The organism is Thalassospira sp. MIT121401 (assembly GCF_047125595.1).
GTDB classification, from domain to species: Bacteria; Pseudomonadota; Alphaproteobacteria; order Rhodospirillales; family Thalassospiraceae; genus Thalassospira; species Thalassospira povalilytica.
This window is the reverse complement of sequence record NZ_CP138926.1, coordinates 4,249,832-4,271,155: the sequence shown is the minus strand read 5'-3', so window position 1 is coordinate 4,271,155 and position 21,324 is coordinate 4,249,832. Positions and strand designations below refer to the sequence as shown.

19 protein-coding genes and 1 tRNA gene are annotated in these 21,324 nt (G+C 54.9%); 4 read left to right on the top strand and 16 right to left on the bottom strand.

Going from position 1 to position 21,324, the window contains the following annotated elements; all coding sequences use genetic code 11:
* Window positions 1-12 precede the first annotated feature (12 nt).
* A complete protein-coding gene (locus tag SIB88_RS19565) occupies window positions 13-411 on the bottom strand; it encodes a hypothetical protein (protein ID WP_412558873.1) in 399 nt (132 codons plus the stop codon).
* A gap of 86 nt (window positions 412-497) precedes the next feature.
* Here SIB88_RS19565 and rpmB point away from each other — a divergent pair, with 86 nt between their 5' ends.
* Window positions 498-791 carry a 50S ribosomal protein L28 gene (rpmB, locus tag SIB88_RS19560; RefSeq protein ID WP_008889909.1) on the top strand — a complete coding sequence of 98 codons (294 nt, stop codon included), beginning with the start codon at window positions 498-500 and terminating at the stop codon, window positions 789-791.
* 374 nt (window positions 792-1,165) lie between these two features.
* Window positions 1,166-1,732 carry an HNH endonuclease gene (locus SIB88_RS19555; RefSeq protein ID WP_068519752.1) on the top strand — a complete coding sequence of 189 codons (567 nt, stop codon included), beginning with the start codon at window positions 1,166-1,168 and terminating at the stop codon, window positions 1,730-1,732.
* Window positions 1,733-1,836: 104 nt separating this feature from the next.
* On the opposite strand, the gene SIB88_RS19550 is transcribed toward SIB88_RS19555, so the two are convergent.
* From SIB88_RS19550 to SIB88_RS19535, 4 genes are all read right to left on the bottom strand, one after another.
* Window positions 1,837-4,017: a TonB-dependent receptor gene (locus SIB88_RS19550; RefSeq protein ID WP_412558872.1), complete on the bottom strand. Its 2,181-nt coding sequence runs from the start codon at window positions 4,015-4,017 to the stop codon at window positions 1,837-1,839.
* Between the two features lie 146 nt (window positions 4,018-4,163).
* Window positions 4,164-5,051 carry a helix-turn-helix domain-containing protein gene (locus SIB88_RS19545; protein ID WP_412558871.1) on the bottom strand — a complete coding sequence of 296 codons (888 nt, stop codon included), beginning with the start codon at window positions 5,049-5,051 and terminating at the stop codon, window positions 4,164-4,166.
* A gap of 297 nt (window positions 5,052-5,348) precedes the next feature.
* On the bottom strand, window positions 5,349-5,855 hold the full coding sequence (locus tag SIB88_RS19540; protein ID WP_228194507.1) for a disulfide bond formation protein B: 507 nt from the start codon (window positions 5,853-5,855) through the stop codon (window positions 5,349-5,351).
* A gap of 43 nt (window positions 5,856-5,898) precedes the next feature.
* Window positions 5,899-6,486, bottom strand: a complete 588-nt coding sequence (locus SIB88_RS19535; protein WP_068519748.1) for a YqaA family protein — start codon at window positions 6,484-6,486, stop codon at window positions 5,899-5,901.
* Window positions 6,487-6,703: 217 nt separating this feature from the next.
* Here SIB88_RS19535 and SIB88_RS19530 point away from each other — a divergent pair.
* Window positions 6,704-6,789, top strand: a tRNA-Leu gene (locus tag SIB88_RS19530).
* Window positions 6,790-7,003: 214 nt separating this feature from the next.
* Window positions 7,004-7,951: a cyclase family protein gene (locus SIB88_RS19525; protein WP_082817770.1), complete on the top strand. Its 948-nt coding sequence runs from the start codon at window positions 7,004-7,006 to the stop codon at window positions 7,949-7,951.
* Between the two features lie 103 nt (window positions 7,952-8,054).
* On the opposite strand, the gene SIB88_RS19520 is transcribed toward SIB88_RS19525, so the two are convergent.
* From SIB88_RS19520 to SIB88_RS19470, 11 genes are all read right to left on the bottom strand, one after another.
* A complete protein-coding gene (locus SIB88_RS19520; RefSeq protein ID WP_412558870.1) occupies window positions 8,055-9,209 on the bottom strand; it encodes an iron-containing alcohol dehydrogenase in 1,155 nt (384 codons plus the stop codon).
* Between the two features lie 21 nt (window positions 9,210-9,230).
* The gene (locus tag SIB88_RS19515; RefSeq protein ID WP_412558869.1) at window positions 9,231-10,706 is read right to left on the bottom strand and encodes an NAD-dependent succinate-semialdehyde dehydrogenase; all 1,476 of its coding nucleotides are present in this window, start codon (window positions 10,704-10,706) and stop codon (window positions 9,231-9,233) included.
* Window positions 10,707-10,724: 18 nt separating this feature from the next.
* Window positions 10,725-11,879, bottom strand: a complete 1,155-nt coding sequence (locus SIB88_RS19510; protein WP_412558868.1) for an iron-containing alcohol dehydrogenase — start codon at window positions 11,877-11,879, stop codon at window positions 10,725-10,727.
* Window positions 11,880-11,927: 48 nt separating this feature from the next.
* Window positions 11,928-12,590 (bottom strand): ABC transporter ATP-binding protein, encoded by a 663-nt coding sequence (locus SIB88_RS19505; RefSeq protein ID WP_068518370.1) that lies wholly within the window; start codon window positions 12,588-12,590, stop codon window positions 11,928-11,930.
* Window positions 12,587-13,363, bottom strand: a complete 777-nt coding sequence (locus SIB88_RS19500) for an ABC transporter ATP-binding protein (protein WP_412558867.1) — start codon at window positions 13,361-13,363, stop codon at window positions 12,587-12,589. Before SIB88_RS19500 ends, SIB88_RS19505 begins: the two co-directional genes overlap by 4 nt.
* Complete coding sequence (locus SIB88_RS19495) at window positions 13,360-14,307, bottom strand: branched-chain amino acid ABC transporter permease (RefSeq protein WP_412558866.1); 948 nt, start codon at window positions 14,305-14,307, stop codon at window positions 13,360-13,362. Before SIB88_RS19495 ends, SIB88_RS19500 begins: the two co-directional genes overlap by 4 nt.
* Before the next feature lies 1 nt (window position 14,308).
* Window positions 14,309-15,208: a branched-chain amino acid ABC transporter permease gene (locus SIB88_RS19490; protein ID WP_412558865.1), complete on the bottom strand. Its 900-nt coding sequence runs from the start codon at window positions 15,206-15,208 to the stop codon at window positions 14,309-14,311.
* A gap of 95 nt (window positions 15,209-15,303) precedes the next feature.
* Window positions 15,304-16,617 carry an ABC transporter substrate-binding protein gene (locus tag SIB88_RS19485; protein ID WP_068518374.1) on the bottom strand — a complete coding sequence of 438 codons (1,314 nt, stop codon included), beginning with the start codon at window positions 16,615-16,617 and terminating at the stop codon, window positions 15,304-15,306.
* Window positions 16,618-16,638: 21 nt separating this feature from the next.
* On the bottom strand, window positions 16,639-17,976 hold the full coding sequence (locus SIB88_RS19480; RefSeq protein WP_412558864.1) for an ABC transporter substrate-binding protein: 1,338 nt from the start codon (window positions 17,974-17,976) through the stop codon (window positions 16,639-16,641).
* A 244-nt stretch (window positions 17,977-18,220) separates the two neighbouring features.
* Window positions 18,221-19,591, bottom strand: coding sequence for a sigma-54-dependent transcriptional regulator (locus tag SIB88_RS19475; RefSeq protein ID WP_412558863.1), 1,371 nt, complete (start codon window positions 19,589-19,591; stop codon window positions 18,221-18,223).
* Window positions 19,560-21,065 carry a sensor histidine kinase gene (locus SIB88_RS19470; RefSeq protein ID WP_412558862.1) on the bottom strand — a complete coding sequence of 502 codons (1,506 nt, stop codon included), beginning with the start codon at window positions 21,063-21,065 and terminating at the stop codon, window positions 19,560-19,562. The genes SIB88_RS19475 and SIB88_RS19470 overlap by 32 nt, the downstream gene beginning before the upstream one ends.
* Between the last annotated feature and the right edge of the window lie 259 nt (window positions 21,066-21,324).

Genomic DNA, 21,324 nt, shown 5'->3' with positions numbered 1-21,324 from the left:
GGATTTCTTAACTCATGGTGCTGAAGCTAGCATTCTTTGCAGCTTTGCGTTTTGATCCGTGTCAATCAGCTGTCCATATCGACCATTGATCCGCCAGTGGTGCCATATGGGGTGATTTGGTGCCGTCTGTGGACGGAATGTGGAATCGAAACTGTGTAGGGGCGTTGAAAACACGATTCTGGCGGGTATCGGTTGCGGGTCATGGGGGAATCGGTTGATTTGTGCCTGGAATATGGGGGGATTGCTGCTTTTTGTGGCCTTTGATATTGTCGCGCCGGTTTGAAAAGATGCAGATTCCGTGCGGTTGAGTTGGGTAAAAACCGACCCAAACCACGGATTATCGTCAAATCGGCTCGGATAAGCGTTTTTGTCGCGGTTTTCGGTTGATGAAGGCTTGACGACATTGGTCATAGGCAGTATTAACCCGCTTCCAAGCGCGGGCCTGCATGTTCAGGCCAAGCGTCCTTTTGCGAATTTATAGACCAGGAGATCAGGTCATGGCACGTCGCTGCCCGGTATCCGGCAAAGGCGTTTTGGTCGGCATGAATGTGAGCCACGCCCACAATCGTACCAAACGTCGTTTCCTCCCGAACCTGCAGCCGACCTCGCTGCTTAGTGAGTCGCTCGGTCGTTCGGTGCGTCTGCGTCTGACCACCAATGCTGTCCGCACCATCGAAAAACGTGGTGGTCTGGATGCATATCTGCTCAGCACTGCAAATGCAAAGCTGCCGGCAGATTTGGTGAAAATCAAACGCCAGGTCGCCAAAGCTGTTGAAGCAAAAGCTGCCTAATTCAGGCTTCTGCTTTACAGACAGATTTTACGAGGGCTCGCTTCTGGCGGGCCTTTCGTTTTTCTGATCGCTGGCCTGTCAAACGGCCACAGAACAAGCTGTACCATCACCGGTGGTGCAGCTTTTTTTGTGCCGCGCACAAGCATGGTTCCCGCGCTGTTCTGGGGCGATGGTGCGGCATGACGTCGATAAAACGCGACTCGGCGGAACACGGGCTTTGCGCTTTTGCTAAATTGGTCTATACTTTGCTCTATCAGTGGTTTACGTCGCCGCGTCGCCCGGTTTGGTGAAACGTCATGATATGTTCATCACCAGCGATTCCCGAACCTGCTAAATAAGGCAAGCGACTCGGTAAACACGGTGGAGCGGATGATATGCATTTATCGCCCAATGCGTGTCCGGCACTTGTTCTTAACGCCGACTTCCGGCCGTTGAGCTACTTCCCGCTGTCTCTTTGGTCCTGGCAGGATACGCTCAAGGCGGTCTTTCTTGAACGTGTCGATGTTCTTTCCGAATATGACCGCGAAGTACGTTCCCCATCCTTTAAAATGAAGCTGCCCAGCGTCATATCGCTCAAGGAATATGTCCCGCTCAAAAGCAGCCCGGCTTTCACCCGTTTCAACGTGTTCCTGCGCGATGAATTTTCGTGCCAGTATTGCGGTGATCGTCTGCCGACAAACGAGCTGACCTTTGATCACGTGATCCCGCGGGCGCGGGGCGGACGTACAAACTGGGAAAACATCGTCACGGCCTGTTCTGACTGCAACCTGTTCAAGGGCAGCCGATCGGTCCGCGAGGCGGGCCTGCGACTGCGCAGGACGCCGGGACAGCCCACCATGCACGAACTCCAGTCAACAGGACGCCGCTTCCCGCCAAACTATCTTCACGAAAGCTGGCGGGATTTTTTGTACTGGGATACCGAACTGGAATACGACTTCTAGGCAGCCCGTTTCAGCCTGTAAAAGCGCCACGAAAAAAGCCGACGGCGATATCACCGTCGGCTTTGCTGTTACAGAGCTACTCCGTGATGAGAGAGCTCAGACGATCAGAAGTCGGCCGTCAGAGAGAAGGTTGCAGTTAGCGGCTTGCCCACGGTCATATAGCTCCACTGGGTGCTGGCCGTTTCCCAATAGTCATTATCGGTCAGGTTTTCGATATTGGCGCGGAAGGTGACCGGATAATCATAAAGCTCGGTTACGTAACGCGCGCTCATGTCAAATCGCGTCCAGGACGGAATTTCGACCGTGTTGCCAGTATTGACGTATTGCGAGGCAGTATGGATCAGACGTCCACCGACTGTTGCACCGTTAAGGAATGGCAGGTCATATTCTGCACCCAGCGTTGCCTGATATTCCGGTACACCCGGTGCGGTGTTGCCATCGTTGGTGCCGTTCTGGGTTTTGGTCAGTTCGGCATCAACAAAGGTGATGCCACCCAGAATGCGCGTGCCAATAACCGGTTCACCGAATGCCGTCAGTTCAAGGCCACGGTTACGCTGTTCGCCATCGGTTGTGTAAACGTTGCTGGAATTAAGAAAGGCAGAAGGCTTTTCAGCCTGGAACAGAGCAATGCTACCGCCAAAGGTGCCAAAGTCAAACTTTGCACCGACTTCCATCTGTTCGGTCTTGAACGGAGCAAGTGTTTCGCCACGGTTGGTCGCCGACGCATTGGTGACGGTTTCACCCTTCGCCAGACCTTCGATATAGTTGGCATAGACTGAAATTTGATCGGTGACGTTGCCAACGATGCCTGCCATTGGCGAGTTGGCCGAAGAATCGTAATTGGAATTTTTTGCACCGGTTGAAATGTCATAACCACGCGATTTGACATTTTGGCGACGTACACCGCCGGTGAGGTGGATTTTATCATCCATGAAGCTCAGGGTATCGGCGATGAAATAGCTGGTCAGGATTGTGTGGGCATTCAGCTTGGCGTCCCCGGCGTCACCAAAGGCCACGGTTGATGGGCCGCTGTTATAGATATTGCCAGCCACGTTGGAACCCGAGTTGTAGTTCTGACGCGCTTCCTGCCACATCGCTGTGGTTCCGGCATTGATCTCGTGCTTGACCGGGCCGGTTTCGAATTCCTGACGGATACCGGCAACACCGCTGACATCGTCACGTTCATAAACAGTAGCAAGGCTGCCAAAGTTGCCGGAGCCATCCGTACCGGTCAGGGTGACAGACGAATAATCGCCGATCTCATCTGAATTATGCGCGCCAATCGCGGTGTAAAGCATGGTGCTGTCGGTGGCGTCATATTCAAAACGAAGCTGTGCAAATTTGTCTTCGAGATCGCTATAGGTACCGTCTGCAGCAAAGTTGTGCGAGCCGGACGGTGCGCTTGGAAGAGACGTCAGCGATCCTGCTGCAACTGTCGGGCGCCCTTCTTCAACACGGAGCTTGTTGATCGCGGCATCAAAGGTGATCCGTGTGTCATTGCCGCGATAATCAAGGGCGATGGAACCTAGTGACGTTTCGCGATCTTCATCCTCGATGGACGCTTCCCCGACCCGGTGCATGACGTTTGTGCGCACCCCGAACTGATCTTCGGAACCAAAGCGACGGCCAAAATCAAAATGTCCGCCGACTTCGCTGGTGGCGCCATAGCTGCCGGTGAAGCTGGTCACCGGATTATCACCGGCACGTTTCGGGACAAGGTTGATGTTGCCACCCAAGCCACCGGAAGAAGGTGCCATGCCATTCAAGAAGCCCGAGGCGCCTTTGATCACCTCGACGCGGTCGAACATTTCAAGGGCAACCGACTGACGCGGTGCTGTGCCGTAAAGCCCGTCAATTGAGACGTCATCGGCCGTCAGGTCAAAACCGCGAATGGTGAAACGATTGGCAAAGGTGCCAAACCCGTTGGTGTTAATTACCGACGGATCGTTATCCATCACGTCGGAAATGTCGCGTGCCTGCTGGTTTTTGATCAGTTCGCTGGTGTAGCCGGTCGCTGCAATCGGTGTGTCCATGGTGTCTTTGTTGCCAAAGGCACCAAGGCGCGTCCCGGTGGCAACCTGTCCACCGGCATAAACCGGCGGGGTTGGGTCACCGGCCTCGACTGTGGCTTCGCCTTCGATGATCACTGCTTTAGTGGTTTCGCCTTCGCTTGCTGTCGCATCATCTGCGGACTGCGCCAGTGCAAAATGAGGGGCGGCAAAAACCAGCGCAAGCGCCGTGCCGAGCAAAAGGGTCGAAGACAGTTTCTGTCCTGTAAAACGCATTGTGGATTCCCTGTATAGGTTGTCTTTGCGACGACCAGCAGGGCGGGAACCGGCGGGTCATCTTTCATGATGAGAATTCGATACCACGCGCGCGGGTGTGGAATATTGAACCGGATTTCGGTGGATTGAACGGAATTTGGCAAAAATTAGGCAAGTTGTTCCTTGCGCCAGGCGCCAGGGGTTGTGCCAACGATTTTGCGAAATACCCGGGTCAGGTGTGCCTGATCAGCGAAACCGAGACCGACGGCGACGGATGCCAACGGTGTGTCACCCTTTTTCAAAAGGTTTTTTGCCCGCTCGACCCGGGCTTTCATCTGCCATTGCTGGGGTGGCATGCCGGTGGATTCCCGGAAGGCCGAGCAGAAATAGGATTGTGACAACCCGGTCAGTTGCGCCAATTCATCAAGGCGGATCGTGCGACCGCAATTCTGTTCAATATAGTCAACAGTCTTGCGCAACTGATAAGGGGCAAGCTTGCCGCGTTTGCGTTGGGGCTCTTCAGTCTGAGTCGGTGTTAGAAGAGCTGATACCAATGCTGTTATCAGACCCTCGCCATAGATTTGCGGACTTGGCTGACCGTTCTCGAGTTCTTCGGCCAGAAGTCGAACCAGTGCATTGATCCGCGGATCGCAAAAACCGATGCGCGGTGTTTCAAGCGCGATCCGGTCAAATGCATTGCCGATACTTTGTTCAAGCGCATTGACATCAAGATGAATATCAAGATGGCGTAGCCGGCACTTTCCAAGCACTTCAGAAGATACTTCCATCCCGGCCGGGACATAGGACAGGCATCCTTGTCCACGGTGACCACGCTGTATTGTATCGCTTGATGCCCGAACTTCGACATTTCCGTCGCCAATGCAGTCGAGAATGGCAACAAGCCTTGGCGCACGCGAAACATAGGTGCCACCGGCCTCCTGTTCGCATTCGACATGCCACAAATCCGTGATGGCCGCGTTCCAGCGACGGAAACGCAAATCATCAAGAAGTGAAATACCTTCGATCCTGCTGGTCATTTGCGGATGGAACGTCATGTCGGGCAATCCTGGGTCGGTCCTTTGATCTGCGAGTGGTCCATGATGTCTGATGGCGATTCTGCATAGGGAATCGCTGCGCAAATATAACCGGGAATTTCGTGCAAACAATAACAATTCTCATTATCAAATAAAGAATCGTTCATTTTGTGGTCAAATGATCGCGTTATGCGGGTTTGCGATCAAAAACAAACCCGCCCAGGATGTGGGCGGGTTCAAGCGGTGTTTATGAGGGCGGTTCAATACCGCCAGTTTCAATACCGGCGGTCTGATGTGATTTCGGACTAAGCTATGTGGTTACTTTTTCATCCAGCGCGACGGTGCGATCAGGCAAAATACCGTCAGGGCTGCTGAAAAGAACACATTGACCGTTGGCATGGTGATGCCAAACAGGGTCCAGTCGATCTTGTCACAGCGAATGATCGGCTGGGCGAGAAGCTGCGCTTTGAGCTCGGCAAGGGAGCTTGCACCACTTTGCACGCCACCACACATGGCCGGGCCCTGCCACCACAGTTCCTGTACCCCGACATGGTAAATCGCAATGCCGGTACCGACCGCAAAGGTCAGCCCGCAAAGATAGACGATGGCACGTGCTGCCTTGGGAAAGCGGATCAGAAGGAGCGCCAGAACAGAAAGCCCGATCACGATATAGAACGGCTTGCGCTGATAAAGGCACAGGATGCAGGGCAGCAATTTCTGCACATATTGGGCATATAGGGCAAAGCCGATGCTTCCGGTCGATACCAGAAACAGCACAATCGGCGCAAAGGCCGGCATGTAGTGCGGGCGAAGCAATTTTAACATCAGTAGATCCGAATCCCGTCTTCCTTGAAATGTCTTCATCGAACTAGCCGTGCGGAATCAGTTTGATTGCGGCAAATCCACCAACAAGAACCACGATAAATATGGTGAAAACGAGGCCCAGACGCTTTTCGATGAAATCGCGGATCGCCGGGCCGAATTTCCAGATCAATGCCGCAATGACAAAGAACCGCAAACCGCGCGCGGCAATCGATGCCACGGTAAAGACCAGCGGATCAAGGGCGGTTACCCCGGACAGGATCGTAATCACCTTATAGGGGAATGGTGTGACCCCGGCGATAAATACAGCCCAGGCCCCCCAGTCATTATAATAGTCCCGGAACTGGTCGAACTTGGCACCATAGCCATACAGCTCAAGCACCGGACGCCCGACCGTTTCAAACAGAAAATACCCGATGCCATAACCGATCACGCCACCAAGGACGGACCCGACAAGGCAAATCAGCGCATAGCGCCACGCCCGGGTCGGTGCGGCAATGATCATGGGGATCAGAAGGATGTCAGGCGGGATCGGAAAAACCGAACTTTCAATGACGGCAATAAAAAACAATGCCCATCCGGCATGGCGATGGCTGGCCAGATTCATGGTCCAATCATAAAGACTGCGGATCACGGCAAATGCGCCTTATCTTGTTTGACGATCGTTTGACGGGTGGCGCTTGGCCTTGAAACTTGGCGCGATCAAAGCGCATTTTCCCGATGATCGCAATGACGCAGTTCGGGATCGCAAAATCAGTAACATTTTTGCACAAAGCCCCATTGACCCCGCGAAATTTACAGCTATTATCCCGCCCGTCGATGGACGGTGCGCAACAGCACCTGTATTGCCTGCCCCTGTGGCGGAATTGGTAGACGCGGCAGACTCAAAATCTGTTTCACCTAGTGAGTGGGAGTTCGATTCTCCCCGGGGGCACCATCGCTTTATCTCAAAATTTAGAATGACAAAGATTGCCAGTTTGGTGAGACAGGCCGATCGGCTGCGTGTTTTGCCGGAGCGGTAACCGATCATTTTACACTCTGGGTGGATCGGATTCCGCTCCGGTCTCTTCATTTTGTCTAGGTTTTTCACCACTTTTGATTGGCATTATAATTGCTGTTCTCTGAGTCCTTATCAACTTAGGGAGGAAGAAATGCAAAAAGCAAAAATGCTTGTCTCTGCATCCATGATGCTTGGTCTTATCGGCGCAATCGGTACCGCTTCGGCTGATGACCGGTTCACATCACCGTTTGGACCTGATGATCAAATCGGGGCTGCGAACTATCTGACTTCGGAAATAACACTTGCAGCCAGCAAGCTGATTTCCGAAGGCAAGGTCTATTCACTGGGGATGGAAGTTTCACGTGATACGCCGGCCTTTGCACCACGTGGTGTCGCTGTGACGGTTTTCTCGCCCGGACAAAGCGGTAACAAAACAATCGGCAGCAATGCGGGAACCTATAACGATGACATGTTCACCGGCTGGCTCGGTGTCGGGACACAGATTGATGGTCTGGGTCATCTGGGTGATCATCATACCTATTATAATAATAACCACGCCGAAGACATGGTCGCAGCCACCGGCCTGACCAAGCTTGGCATTGAAAACGTGCCACCAATGGCAACGCGTGGAGTCTTGCTGGACGTTGCTGCGATCAAGGGGACTGATCGTCTTGAAGGCGGCTATGTCATCACCCTTGAGGACATCATGGCGGCTCAAAAAGCGGCCGGTACCGAAATTCGCAAGGGAGATGTGGTTCTGATCCATACCGGATGGCTTGATTTGGTCGGGAAGGACAATGAGCTTTACGGAACGACCGAACCGGGCCTTGGTCTGGAAGCAGCGGAATGGTTGGCAAATCAGGGTGTTGTCGCCGTTGGTGCCGATACATGGGGGCTTGAAGCTGTTCCCCATGAAGATCCCAGTGCTTTCTTCCCGGTCCATGTGAAGCTTCTGGCAGAAAACGGTGTCTATATTCTTGAAAATATCGTCACGAGGGACCTGGCCGCAGACCGGGCACACGAGTTCCTGTTCGTTCTCGGGCAGGCCAAGCTCAAGGGCGCTGTACAGATGATCATCAACCCGGTTGCCATTCGCTAAGCCGGTCTGATCATTTTGATAACGTTAGAACCGGCGGCCAAGCGACCAAACAGGCCGCCGGTTCTTGTGCCACGATACAAACCGAAGTTTGCAGACGGGCAAATTAATAAACGCTGCGATAAATCGCCTCGATCTCCTTGGCGGTCATGTCGCGCGGATTGCTGTCGATCAGGCGATGGATTTTTGTAAAGACCTCCTCGGCCATTTCCGGCAGGGACTCTTCGGTGACGCCAAGATCGCGCAGGCGGATTTCAAGGCCGCTGGCCGGGACCATTTCTTCAATCCGTTTGACGAACGCCTCGGCGGCGGCGTCTTCGCTGTCGAAATCGACCCCTTCGATCAGGCACGGGGCGAGTTCGGCATACAGCTTTTTCGCGGCTGGCAGGTTAAAGCGGATCACCTGCGCCATGACTAGCGCATTGGCATGACCATGCGGGATGTGGAAGCGTGCGCCCAGCGGATAGGCCAATCCATGAATGGCGGCAACCGATGCATTGGCAAACGCCATCCCGGCAATCAGCGATCCCTGCAACATGGCAGAGCGTGCTTCCTTGTCACCCGGATTTTCAATCACCTTCATCAGGTTCTTGCCAAGCAGCGAAAGGGCGGTGACCGCCATGCCATCGGCAATCGGGTTTTTACGTGTGCGGCTGGTATAGCCTTCGATCGCATGGACCATGGCATCAAGGCCGGTGGCCGCTGTGACCTTTTGCGGCAGGCCATAGGTCAGTTCCGCATCAAGAAGGGCGATATCGGGCATCAGTTGCGGGGTGTAGACAACCTGTTTGAGGTGGTCGTTATCGGTAATCACGGACACCCATGTAACTTCCGATCCGGTCCCGGCGGTGGTCGGGATCTGGATCAACGGCAGGCGATCACCGCTTGCCTTGTCCACCCCATAGATTTCTTCGATGGTCTGATCGCTGTTGGCGAGCAATGCAACCAGCTTCGCACTATCAAGCGAGCTGCCGCCGCCAAGACCGATTACGCCATCCGCCTTCCAGTCACGTGCCCCCGCAATAGCGGCTTCGACGATTTTCTGGGGCGGGTCGGCTTCGACGTCAGAAAAGACCTGAACCGCGATACCGACGGCCTCAAGCGCATCTTGCGCCTTTTGCGCAAAGCCCAGTTTGACGATGCCGGGATCGCAGACAATGGTGACACGGCTGGCGCCGAGTTCCTTCATCAGGCTGCCGGTCTTGGCAATGCCACCGGCTTTGCAGACGATGCGCGGCGCGCTTCGGAACATGAAACTCATGATGTGTCTCCTTATCCGGGATCAGTTGGCATTCCCGGCGAGACCGCCGAGGCACATATATTTAATCTCGACGAAATCATCGACGCCGTATTTTGACCCTTCGCGGCCGATGCCGGATTCCTTGACCCCGCCAAACGGTGCTGCTTCGGTCGAAATGATGCCTTCGTTGATGCCGACGATGCCGTATTCAAGCGCCTCGCCAACCCGCCAGATGCGGCCGATATCACGGGCATAGAAATAGGCCGCCAGACCAAATGGCGTGTCATTGGCCATGCGAATGGCGTCTTCTTCGCTGCTGAATTTGAACAGCGGTGCAACCGGGCCAAAGATTTCTTCGGAGAAAATCCGCATATCCGATGTAACCCCGGTCAGGATGGTCGGGGTAAAGAAGTTGCTGTCGGGCTTGGCGCGATCACCGCCCAGAACAGCCTTTGCCCCGCGGGAAACCGCGTCCTCGACCAGTGCTTCGACCTTTTCGATTGCCTTGGCATTGATCAGCGGGCCTTGGGTAACTCCTTCTTCGGTGCCCAAACCCACGCGCAGTTTACCAACGGCCTTGGCCAGTTTGGCGGCAAAGACGTCATAGACACCTTCCTGAACCAGAATGCGGTTGGCACAGACGCAGGTCTGCCCGGCATTGCGGTATTTCGAGGCAATTGCACCTGCAACCGCCGCATCCAGATCGGCATCGTCAAAGACAATAAACGGCGCGTTACCGCCAAGCTCCAGGCTGACTTTTTTGACGGTATCAGAACATTGACGCATCAAAAGTTTGCCGACCTGCGTGGAGCCGGTGAAGGACAGTTTGCGCACGATCGGGTTGGCAGTCAGTTCACCACCGATTTCAGCACCATGTGATGCGGTGACGATATTGACTACGCCATCGGGGAACCCGGCGCGTTTGGCCAGTTCGACCAGTGCAAGCGCGGTCAGCGGGGTATCTTCTGCCGGTTTGATGACGACCGTGCAACCCGCGGCAAGGGCCGGGGCGCATTTGCGCGTGATCATGGCCATCGGAAAGTTCCATGGCGTGATCGCGGCAACAACACCAATCGGCTGTTTGACGGTGATGATGCGTTTGTCCGCCCCATGTGACGGGATAACATCGCCATAGATGCGCTTGCCTTCTTCGGCAAACCATTCAAGGAAGGACGCACCATAGGCGACTTCGCCGGATGCCTCTGCCAGGGGTTTGCCCTGTTCGCGGGTCATCAGCAATGCAAGGTCTGCTTGAGCGGTCATGCAGAGATCAAACCATTTGCGCAGCACATTTGCGCGTTCCTTGGCGGTTTTGGCCCGCCACGCCGGAAGGGCGGCATTGGCGGCATCAATCGCACGGCGGGTTTCGGCGGCACCCATATCGGGCACATCGGCAAGATGTTCGCCGGTGGCCGGGTCAACAACCGCAAAGGTCTTGCCGCTGTCGGATGCGACCCATTGGCCGTCGATATGCCCCTGGGTTTGCCAAAGGCCAGTATCATTTAGCTGGATGGTCATGGTGGCTATTCCTTTTCGTTACAGCACGGCGGCATAGATCGCGCGTGCGGCGTCGAACGTCATTTCACGCGGATTGTTGATCAAAAGGCGTTCCACCTTCATCGCATCGGTTGCCAGCATGTCGAGATCGCTTTCCGCCACGCCGACTTCGCGCAAGGTGCGGCTGAACGGCATGCGTTCGACCATGTCGGTCATGAAAGTAATGAAGCGATCACAGGCAGCATCGTCATTTGCGAACTTTTCATCCGGCAGAATGGCGCGGGCGAGTTCGGCATATTGAGATACGGCCGCATCCCGGTTGAATTTCAAAACTTCGATCAGGACCAGCGCATTACTGTGTCCATGCGGAACATGGAAATGCCCGCCTAGAGGATAGGCAAGGGCATGAACAGCCGCGACCGGGGCATTGGCAAAGGCCATTCCGGCCAGCATGGACCCCTGAAGCATGGCTTCACGCGCTTCGCGTGATGGGGTGGCAGAAACCGCATCATCGATATGGGCGGTCATCAGCTGCATCGCGCGGATGGCAAGTCCGTCCGACAGGGCGTTTTTCTTGTGCTTGGTGGTATAGGCCTCGATGGCGTGCACCATGGCATCAATGCCGGTCATGCCCGTGATCGGGGCCGGAAGGCCCATGGTCAGTTTGGCATCAAGCAGTGCGACATCGGGATAAAGCAGGCTGGACACGACACCCTTTTTCTCGTGCGTCGGTGTGGTGACAATCGAAATCGGGGTGACTTCCGAACCGGTACCAGCCGTGGTCGGCACCTGAATAAGCGGCAGGCGCGGACCCGTCGCCAGACCGATGCCATAGATCTCGTCAAGTTTCTGATCCTTGCCACACAGAAGGGCGACCAGTTTTGCGGTATCAAGCGATGACCCGCCACCCAGGCCGATGACGATATCGGCCTTGAAGTCACGGGCACCTTTGACCGCGGCAAGAATGCTTTCCTCGGGCGGGTCTGCCTGAACATCAGTCCACAGCAGGGTTTCAATCCCGGCCTCCTTAAGAGCGGCATAGGGAGCATCTATCAGGCCAACCTTTTGCAAGCCCGGGTCAGAGATGAGAACAGCGCGTTTTGTGCCGAACTCCTTGCAAAGCGCACCGAGTTTCACGGCGCCGTCGAACTCGCAAATGACGCGAGGGGTTGTTTCAAACACAAAGTCTGACATGGGGAACCTCGTCTTTTGACTTGTCTGTTGTCGGGGCTGTCGTCGGGATCAGGCGGTTTCCTGTTCAGCCTTGGAAACGGTGCCACGTTCGATGCGATAACTGCCTGCCACCAAATCGGCAGAGTGGGTGTCATCGGACTCAGAAATCAGGACACAAAGGCCACTGCTGCCGAGATCGGAAATGACTTCCGATAAACGGCGTGACAGCACCGGTGCGACCCCTTCAAACGGTTCATCAAGCAACAGAAGATTACGACCGGGCATCAATGCACGCCCGAGCGAGACCAGTTTCTGCTGACCACCGGAAAGTTGCAACGCACGGCGATCCCGGAACTGGGCGATTTCGGGCAGCAGGTCATAGACCCATTTCAACCGTTCCGCAGCGTCTGCAATACCGTTGGTCCAGGCCGGAAGAAGAATGTTTTCCTCGACCGTCAGTGACGGGATCAGACGGCGATCTTCGGGCATATAGCTGATGCCGGTTTTGGCACGGGCGAAATCAGGCTGCTTGCGCAGGTCCTGACCATCAAAGGTGATGGTGCCCTGATCTGCATCCAGAAGGCCCATGATGGCGCGCATCAGGGTGGTCTTGCCCGCCCCGTTATGGCCGATCAGGCCAAACATCTTGCCGGACGGTACTGAAAGCGAGACATCACGCAGGATCGGAATATTGCCGATCGAAACATCGAGATTGCGAATTTCCAGGGTCATGATGCGCCATTCCCTTGTTTGATGGTGGGACGATGGCCGGTCACAAGATCGCGGACCTGCTGATCGGCGAGAACTGCCGCAGGTTCGCCATCGGCAATGATTTCGCCGCTATAGAACGCCAGAACGCGCGAGACATAGCGTTCGACCACATCCATGTCATGTTCGACAAACAGAACGGTAACGCCATGCTGACGCACGGCGTTCATGACCGTATCCATCAGGCCGGTTTTTTCATCCATGCTGACGCCGCTGGTTGGCTCATCAAGCAACAGCATCTGTGGATTGCCGATCAATGCCATAGCGATATCAACCAGTTTACGCGCCCCCTGCGGGACGGCGGTCACCATTGAATCGCGATAGTTTGCGACACCGAATTCCTTGAGGATTTCCTCAGCCCTTGCGATGCGTGCATCGCTGCGAAGGGGGCTCAGGAAACTCGGTCGGGCGCTTTCGGCCGCAGCCAGCGCAACAATCAGATTGTCAAGCACTGTCATTTCGGGGAACAGCTGAGCGACCTGGAAGGAACGTGCCATTCCAGCACGTGTGATGGCACGCGGAGAATGCCCCATGATCGACTTGCCATTAAATAGGATCTCGCCCCGGGTCGGCTTGAGATAACCCGTCACCATGTTGATGAAGGTCGTCTTGCCGGCTCCGTTGGAGCCGATCACACCAACGACTTCACCCTTGTTGATCTGAATGTTCAAATCCTTTGCGGCGATGACCGCGCCGAATTCCTTGTTCAGTGAACGTGTTTCAAGAATGCAGGTCATGCCCGTTCTCCTGTTTTTTCACGGCTGACCAGGCTCCACAGCCCTTTGGGCAGGAAGATAATGACCGCAAGCAGCGTGAAACCGAGGATCATCTGCCAGGTATGAGGTACGAATTCGATGGCGTATGTCCGCACGAACGAGAAGACGATGGCGGCAATAAATGGTGCAGCCACGTGGCCCAAACCACCCAAAAGCGCGATGAAGACAAATTCGCCCGACGTGGTCCAATAGGCCATCTCCGGATCAACGTGGCCGGTCGCCAGGGCCGTCAGACCGCCACCAAGGGCCGATACCGCCGCCGCAGCAACATAGTTGCCATAAAGCAACCAGCGCGGTGAAAGACCGAGATATTCAACACGGACTTCATTTTCGCGAACAGCTTCGCAAATGACGCCAATGCCTGCCTTGGTGTAACGATGGATCAGAACAGCAACGATCAGACCAGAGATCACAGTCATGGTAAAGACGGTTTGCTGGCTGCCAGCACCGGCTTCGGGAGCCCAGCCGAACAGGGTCCAGTCATGAACGTTAAAGCCGTCCGTGCTTCCCAGTTCCTGGCTTTTGACAAGGATGCCAAACAGGATCATCGAAAATGCCAGCGACAGCATGGCAAAAAATATTTCGCGATAGCGCGTTAGTAACAGACCCAACAGCATTGCGATGATAATCGCGACAAACATGCCAAGTGACAGGGCGGCAACCGCATCATGAATGCCAAAGAACTGGCCGCCCATGCCGACAGTATAGCCGCCGATGCAATAGAAAAGCCCCTGGCCGAAGGATACAAGGCCGGAACGCATCTGCATGACGACACCCTGCACGACAAGTGCCTTGGCCAGTGCGATGGTCAAAAGGAAGATCAGCCAACCCGGCGAAACGAAGCCGAACAGAACGCAGCCAAGTGCGATCAGCCCGAGCGAGATTTCAGTTTTATCAAGACGCATGTCAGATTTTCCTCGCCAAAGTACGGCCAAACAGGCCTTCGGGACGGAACGCCAGAACCAGCGACATCACGCCATAAATGACGAATAGTTCGAATTCAGGAGCGTAGTGAACAGCGGCCGCACGACTCAGTCCGACCAGCAGGGCGCCGACTGCAGCACCACCAATGCTGCCAAGGCCGCCAATCACCACCACAGCAAAGGCCAGAACAATCACTTCAATACCTATGCCCGGTACTACCGAGATCGCAGGTGCGGTCAATGCACCGGCAAGTGCGCCCAGCGTGGTGCCCAGAACAAAGGTGATGGTGAACATCAGCTTCACGTTTACGCCCATGGCAACCGCGATTTCGCGGTCATGGATCACCGCACGCAGGACTTTGCCCTGGTTGGTGCGTTCAAGCCATGCCCACAGGCCAAGCCCAAGAAGTGCGGATACTCCGACCAGGGCGACGTCGTAATTTGAAACCTTAAGCAAACCGAGCGAAGTGCGCCCAAGTTCGGAATAAGGCTGGTATGCGAAATACGGGCTGACACCCCAGACGATTTTCATACCGTCTTCAAGGATCAGAAGAAGGGCATAGGTAATGATCACCATCAGGATTTCGTTGCGGCCATACATGAGGCGCAGCAATCCGCGTTCGATAATCACACCGACAATCAGGCCGGCAACCAGCGCGGCACCAACCAGCATCAAATAACTGACCCATGCCGGGCCGATGCCGTTGTTGAAATACCAGCCAACCAGTGACGCTGCTGAATAGGCGCCGATGGCATAAAAGCTGCCATGCGCCATGTTCAGGATGCGCATCACCCCGTAAATCACGGTCAGGCCGGCAGCCACAAGAAACAGCCACGATGCATAGATCGAGCCATCAATCAGGACGGCAAGAAGACTTGTCATCACAAATATCCAGTGTGCAGGGAAAGGGGCGGACATCCCAAGGGAAAAGGGATGCCCGCTGGATCAGGAAGCTCAGTGAAACAGAGCGTGTGTGCTTAGTTACATTTCGCGCCCGGGAAGCCGTCTGCGATCCAGTCCGCAGCCGCAACACCTTCGGGCGGGGTTACGCATTCGCCATCAAACGAAACAGCGTTCTTGATTGATGCAACGCCGTCTTCGTAGTGATATTCACCATAGGTAATACCCTGCATGGCCTGATGGCCATTGCCGCGCGCCATCTCAACCGTGCCTGAAACCGATTCAAAGGTTGCACCTTTCATCGCAGCAGAAAGTTGCTCTGCTGACGGGATTTCCTTGTCGGCGACACCGGCGTTCTCGGCGGCATATTTCAGACCAAGGATCGCCTGTGCCATCTTGGTTGCCGGGTAGACAGGCTCAATGTCATAGGCGTTTTGATAGACACCCTTGAACCAGGTGTTCAGTTCGTTATCCGGGGCAAACTGGCCGAACGGGCCACGAGCACCGATGATCATGCCGTTCGGGGCCTGATCTTTGTAGGTGGCAAACGATGCTTCGCCGCAAGTCAGAAGACCGGTTGCATCTTCAAGCAGGCCACGGGCATTTGCCTGAAGAACCAGTGCTTCCATGTCGCCACCCCAGAAGGAGCTGTGAACGATTTCCGGGCGCTTCACGGACAGGGCAGAGATTTCTGCGCCGTACTGGCCCTGATAGATTTTCGGGAACTGTTCTTCGACGATTTCGGCTTCGGGCAGGAGCGCAGATGCGGCCGCGGTGAAGTCAGCCCAGCTGTCCTGACCCCACGAATAGTTCTGCTGGATGCCGGCAAGACGGGTAACGTCCGGGCGGGTCGCGGCCAGATAACGAACTGCGCCGATATTATCGACCGATGCGTCAAGACCGGTCCGGAACATGTATTGTGCATCCGGGTTATCGGCAAACAGACGGGGAGTACCGCAATCATATGCGATGGTGAAGGTTTTCAGTTCTTCGGCAACTGGTGCGATTGCCAGGCAGTCGCCCGACGAAACATAGCCAATGACAGCATCGACTTTTTGCCGCTGAACAAGGTTGCGGTATTCTTCAACCTGCTTGGTCGCACCGCCAGCCTCGTCGATGATGACGGCTTCGATTTCGGCGCCATTGATACCGATCTTGTCGTAAGGTGCAGGCAGGTTGCCCTTGTTCAGTTCTTCAACAAGAACCTTGGCGGCATTAGCCGACGGAACGCCGAACGGGCCAGCTGCCGGACCGGACAGGAAGGTCACGATCCCGACGCGGAATTTGCCGTTTTCAGCGGCCGATGCAGAACCGGCTGCACCTGCTGCAAGGGCAAGCGCTGCGACGCCCGATACAAGATGTTTGCTGAATTTTGATTTATTGTTCTTCACTATTTCCTCCCTTGGGAAAGGTCATGGAGTTGGCGGTGGAACTGCCTCCGACCCGCCTGCCACGGCATCGCGGCGACGTTTGACCATCTCTTTGGATGGCTTGAGGTCTTCGGCATCGTAGATCGCCCAATTCCCGACCATCAGTTTCGATGGTGGAAAGTCTTCGTTGTGGACGACCGTGCCCACGGCTTGCGCCTGGACAATCTGGTGAGTTTCGGGATCGATGTAGGATGCAAAGCCCGGCGGATCTTCGGGCAGGGCCAGTTGCAATCCTTCAAGGGCGGTAATCAGCGCGCGGTCATCATCCACGCCGCCTGCCTTTTCAATGGCGCGTGCAATGGCGATGATCCCGGTATAGGCGCCTTCGGCCGCATAAGTCGGATAACGCCCGGTCATGTCGTGAAACTGTTTTACGAACCGCTTGTTCCGGCCCGTTTCGGGCCAGTTATTGTGATGGCGAGCCGAAAGGATCAATCCCGGATAGGGTTGATCACCAAGGGCCATCATCACATCATAATTGGCGCCTGTGTCGAAATTGGCCAGACGGGTGGTTTCAAAGAACCGGGTTGAGGCTGCCTGTTTGATAAAGGCGATGAAATCCCCGCCCCAAAGGGCGGTTACGACCACGTCGGCTTTTGCTGATTGCAGGGCATTGATGTAGATCGAATAGTCCGGCTCATAGAGCTTTGGCCACAGGTCGCCGACGGTTTCATATTCGACACCCAATTCATCAAGGGCAAGTTGCAGATCCGTCCAGGAAACATGGCCGTAATCATAATCCGGTCCGACAAAGGCAAGACGTTTCCACCCGGTTTCCTTTTGCAGATCACGTAAATAACGGGCACCGGCTGCCATCGATGTCCAGCTGTCATTGGTGACGCGGAAGTAATAATCGTGGCCTGCCTCGATGCTTAGCCGTGATGATGCATGATCGGTTCCGACCATAATGATTTTTTCAGTCCGGGCCAGGTCGCTTACGGCGTGGGCAACACCAGATGACACTATGCCGCAGAAGAATTTGGCATTGTCATTGGTGATAAAATCCTGCGCCAGACGAACCGCATAGGATGCCTTTGATCGCGGATCATCTGCGATGACGCGAAGATTGGGTACATCAAGGCCGGATTTGGCTTCGGCTTCAAGGTCCTGAAGTGCGATTTTGATTCCGGAAATACTGTCGCGGCCATATGTGGCCGACCGTCCGGTCATTGGGTACAAACAGCCGATGACAGCATCTGCGTTCTGTGCAGATGCGCCCAGCTCAAAACGTTCTGCCTGTGCGGTATTGGCCGCAAACAGTGCGAACGTGGCTACAATAATGGTGATGCACCCGGAAACCGGGTGTTTGAGCATCTCCATGACTTTCCTCCCTGCGAATGGTTGTTCCATTCGCGTTTGTACCTTTGTCTCGCTATTCCGCAAAGGCTGTGCCAGTTGCGAAATTTCGGCGCAAAGTCAGGAAAGCCGCGCGATTGACCGTTTTGGGCCAAAATCATGGAGCGGTCTTGAGCGCGAATTTGAGCGTTAGGCGCTCAAACAGTAAAACACCCTTGAGCGGAAACCGCTCAAGGGTGCGTCGAAAATGCTTCGGGTTGGGGATAAGTTACTGCAGGCCCAGCCGTTGCAGACGACGTTTCAGGGCATGGCGCGAAATGCCAAGGATTTCTGCTGCGCGGCCTTTATGACCGTCGGCCTGATCAAGCGCATCTTGGACCAGATGACGCTCGGTATTGTCCATGCGGTCTTGCAGTTGCGCATTGCCATCCGAATACCCGCTTTGCAGATCATTCGGGTTATTATCCGTAGCGTGGAATTCGGCCGGCAACAGGTCCGGCGAAATCTGTTTGGACGGATAAAGAATGGTCAATCGCTCAATCAGGTTTTTAAGCTCGCGCACATTGCCACGCCAGCGATGATGGCGTAGCAGTTCAAGGGTCGCATCGTCAAAGTGGATCGGATGGCAACCTTCGGCTTTGGCCTGATGATCGGCGAAATGATCGACCAAACTGATAATGTCCTCGCCGCGGTGGCGCAGTGCGGGAATGTCAATGGTGATGACGTTCAGTCGGTAAAACAGGTCTTCACGGAAATTTCCCTGACGGACTTCTTCCGCAAGGTCGCGGTTGGTCGCGGCAATCACACGCACATCAGCCGATGCGGAATGCTCGCTTCCTACCGGGCGATAGTCTCCGTTTTCAAGGAAGTGCAGAAACTTCGCCTGTAGGGCCAGGGGCAATTCGCCGATTTCATCGAGAAACAGACTGCCGCCATCAGCAAGCCGGACAAGGCCGGTACGTTTCTGATGCGCTCCGGTGTAGGAGCCCTTTTCCGCACCAAACAATTCGCTTTCAATCAGCTGTTCTGGCAGCGCGGCACAGTTGACTTCGATAAAGGCGTTTGAAGCGCGCGGGCTTTCGCCGTGAATGGCGCGCGCAACCAGCGCCTTGCCAGTCCCGGATTCCCCTTGCAGCAGGATACGGCTGGCACTGCTTTGTGCAACGCGGCCGATTGTCGTGCGCAATTCGCGCATCGGCGCACATTCACCGATCAGTCCGTTGGTCGGGACATTGCGCTTGCGGTGGTAATCAAGCTCAAGTGCAGTGCGGTTTTGATCAAGGGTAGTGTTGATCGTATGGATCAACTCATCGAGTTCAAACGGCTTGCTTAGGTAGTCAGCTGCACCGAGTTTGACGGCTTTCACCGCCGCACGGGTATCGCCATGAGCCGAAATCATGATGACGGGCACGTCGATATCAAGTTTGCGGATGCTATCAAGCACCTCCATTCCATCCGCACCGGGCAGGCGCAGATCAAGCAGGATGATATCGAATTTGTTTTCACGGACTTGCAGAAACGCATCTTCTCCGGAATGGACGCCGGTGACATCCATGCCTTCGGTACGAAGCGCAAAGTTTAGTGATCGGACGAATGATTCTTCATCATCAACGATCAGAATCCTGATCTTGCGGGGCATTTTTCGATGTTTCCTCCTTTGAAGTTTCCGGTTTCGTTGCCGGGAACTTCAATGTGATTGTCGTGCCCTCTTGCGGGGCACTTTCAATATTGATGGTACCGTTATTTGACTCGACCAGTTGTTGGCTGATTGTCAGGCCAAGTCCGGTTCCTTTGCTTTTCATGGTAAAAAATGGCTGCACAACGTCAAGTAAATGCTCTTTGGGGATGCCGGCTCCATCGTCGGTGATGCGTATTTCTACCTGGTCCTTGTGGCGTTCTGCTCGCAGGCTAACCGTGCCGTCGGGCTGGCATGCCTGAATGGCGTTGATCCCGATATTAAGCAGGATCTGTAACATCTGATCCGGGTCGACAAAGATCGTCAGACGGGAATCGCCACTGGTATAAAATCGGACATGGGCCTCTTCGGCGACCGGGATCAGTACCCGCGATGATTGGCGGAACAAATCACGTATTTCTGTTACCTGGGGGCATGCTTCCCCCGGTCGGCCATAGGCCAGAAGGTCATTCACCACGCGTGACAGGCGATCAATCTGATGACCCATATCATCCAGAAGCGTCTTGCGCTCTCCATCAGGTTCCTTGCGAACAAGGGCTTGAACAGTGGTTTTCATGGTGGCCAGAGGATTGCGGACTTCATGGGCAACGCCGGTGGCAAACTGGCCCAGAACGGCAAGCTTTTCAGCCCGCACCGTACGATCAATCAGGTCTTTAAGTTGCCAGGCCATGGTGTTGAAGGCCTTGGCGACTGTGCTGATTTCATCGCGCCGGCGACCTTCGGGCAGACGATAATAGAGATCACCCGACGCAATACTATGTGCCCCCTGAACAAGCGTATCGACCCGTCGACGCAGGCTGCGTGACAAGGCAAAAAAGATTGCCAGTATAACCACAATGATTACGGCCGCAGTCACCGCGAGCCAGAAACGCGTTTCGTCAATAGGTTGCAGGATAGTGCCCGGTCTAACACTCATCACAAGGTTCCAGCCCGGAAGGATGCTTGGACCTTCGATCAGCTCGCCATTGACTTCGGTGGGGCGTCCGGTTGCATCAAGAACAATGCCACCCGGCGTGCGCAAAAGCGGATCAATCACGCCCGATACCCCGGCACTTGCCAACAGTTCGGTCAGTGATGCCAGACGGACATGCAGGCCGACAGAGGTGTTCTGCCCCAAACCGGTATCACGGATGTGGGCCCGCATCAAAATCCAGCCGGAATTTCCATTCTCAGGCAATTTGGGACCGATGAATTCAATGCCTTCATGTTCGACCCGCGGAAGGCCGGAAATATCCCAGCCGTTTTTGGACCAGTATGGTGGACCCGATGCAGCTTGCCCGGCGACCAGTCGATCAAGATTATCGTACCAGTCAAAAAACAGGACACCATAAAGGTCGGGAGAATCCGCCTCGACCCGAAGCAGGGTCAGAGCTTCTTCGGCCTGTGGAGAGTTTGGAGCCTCAATGAATGCGGGCATGGCTGGATGGTTTGACAATGTTACCAGCTGATAGATGCGCGTATCGAGAAAAGCGGAGAGCTTGTTTGACGTAGCCGCGACCTGCGCGCTAAGTCTCTCCCCTGTAAGCCGGTCAATCAGTTCATTGGAAAAACGCTGGTAGAAGAAGCTGATTGCGACAATTGCGCATACAACAACGCCTACCGATAACAATGTATATCGGCCCACAAGGCTCAGTCGTTGGTTTCGGGACCAGTGAAACCTGAGCACCCTTTGCCCC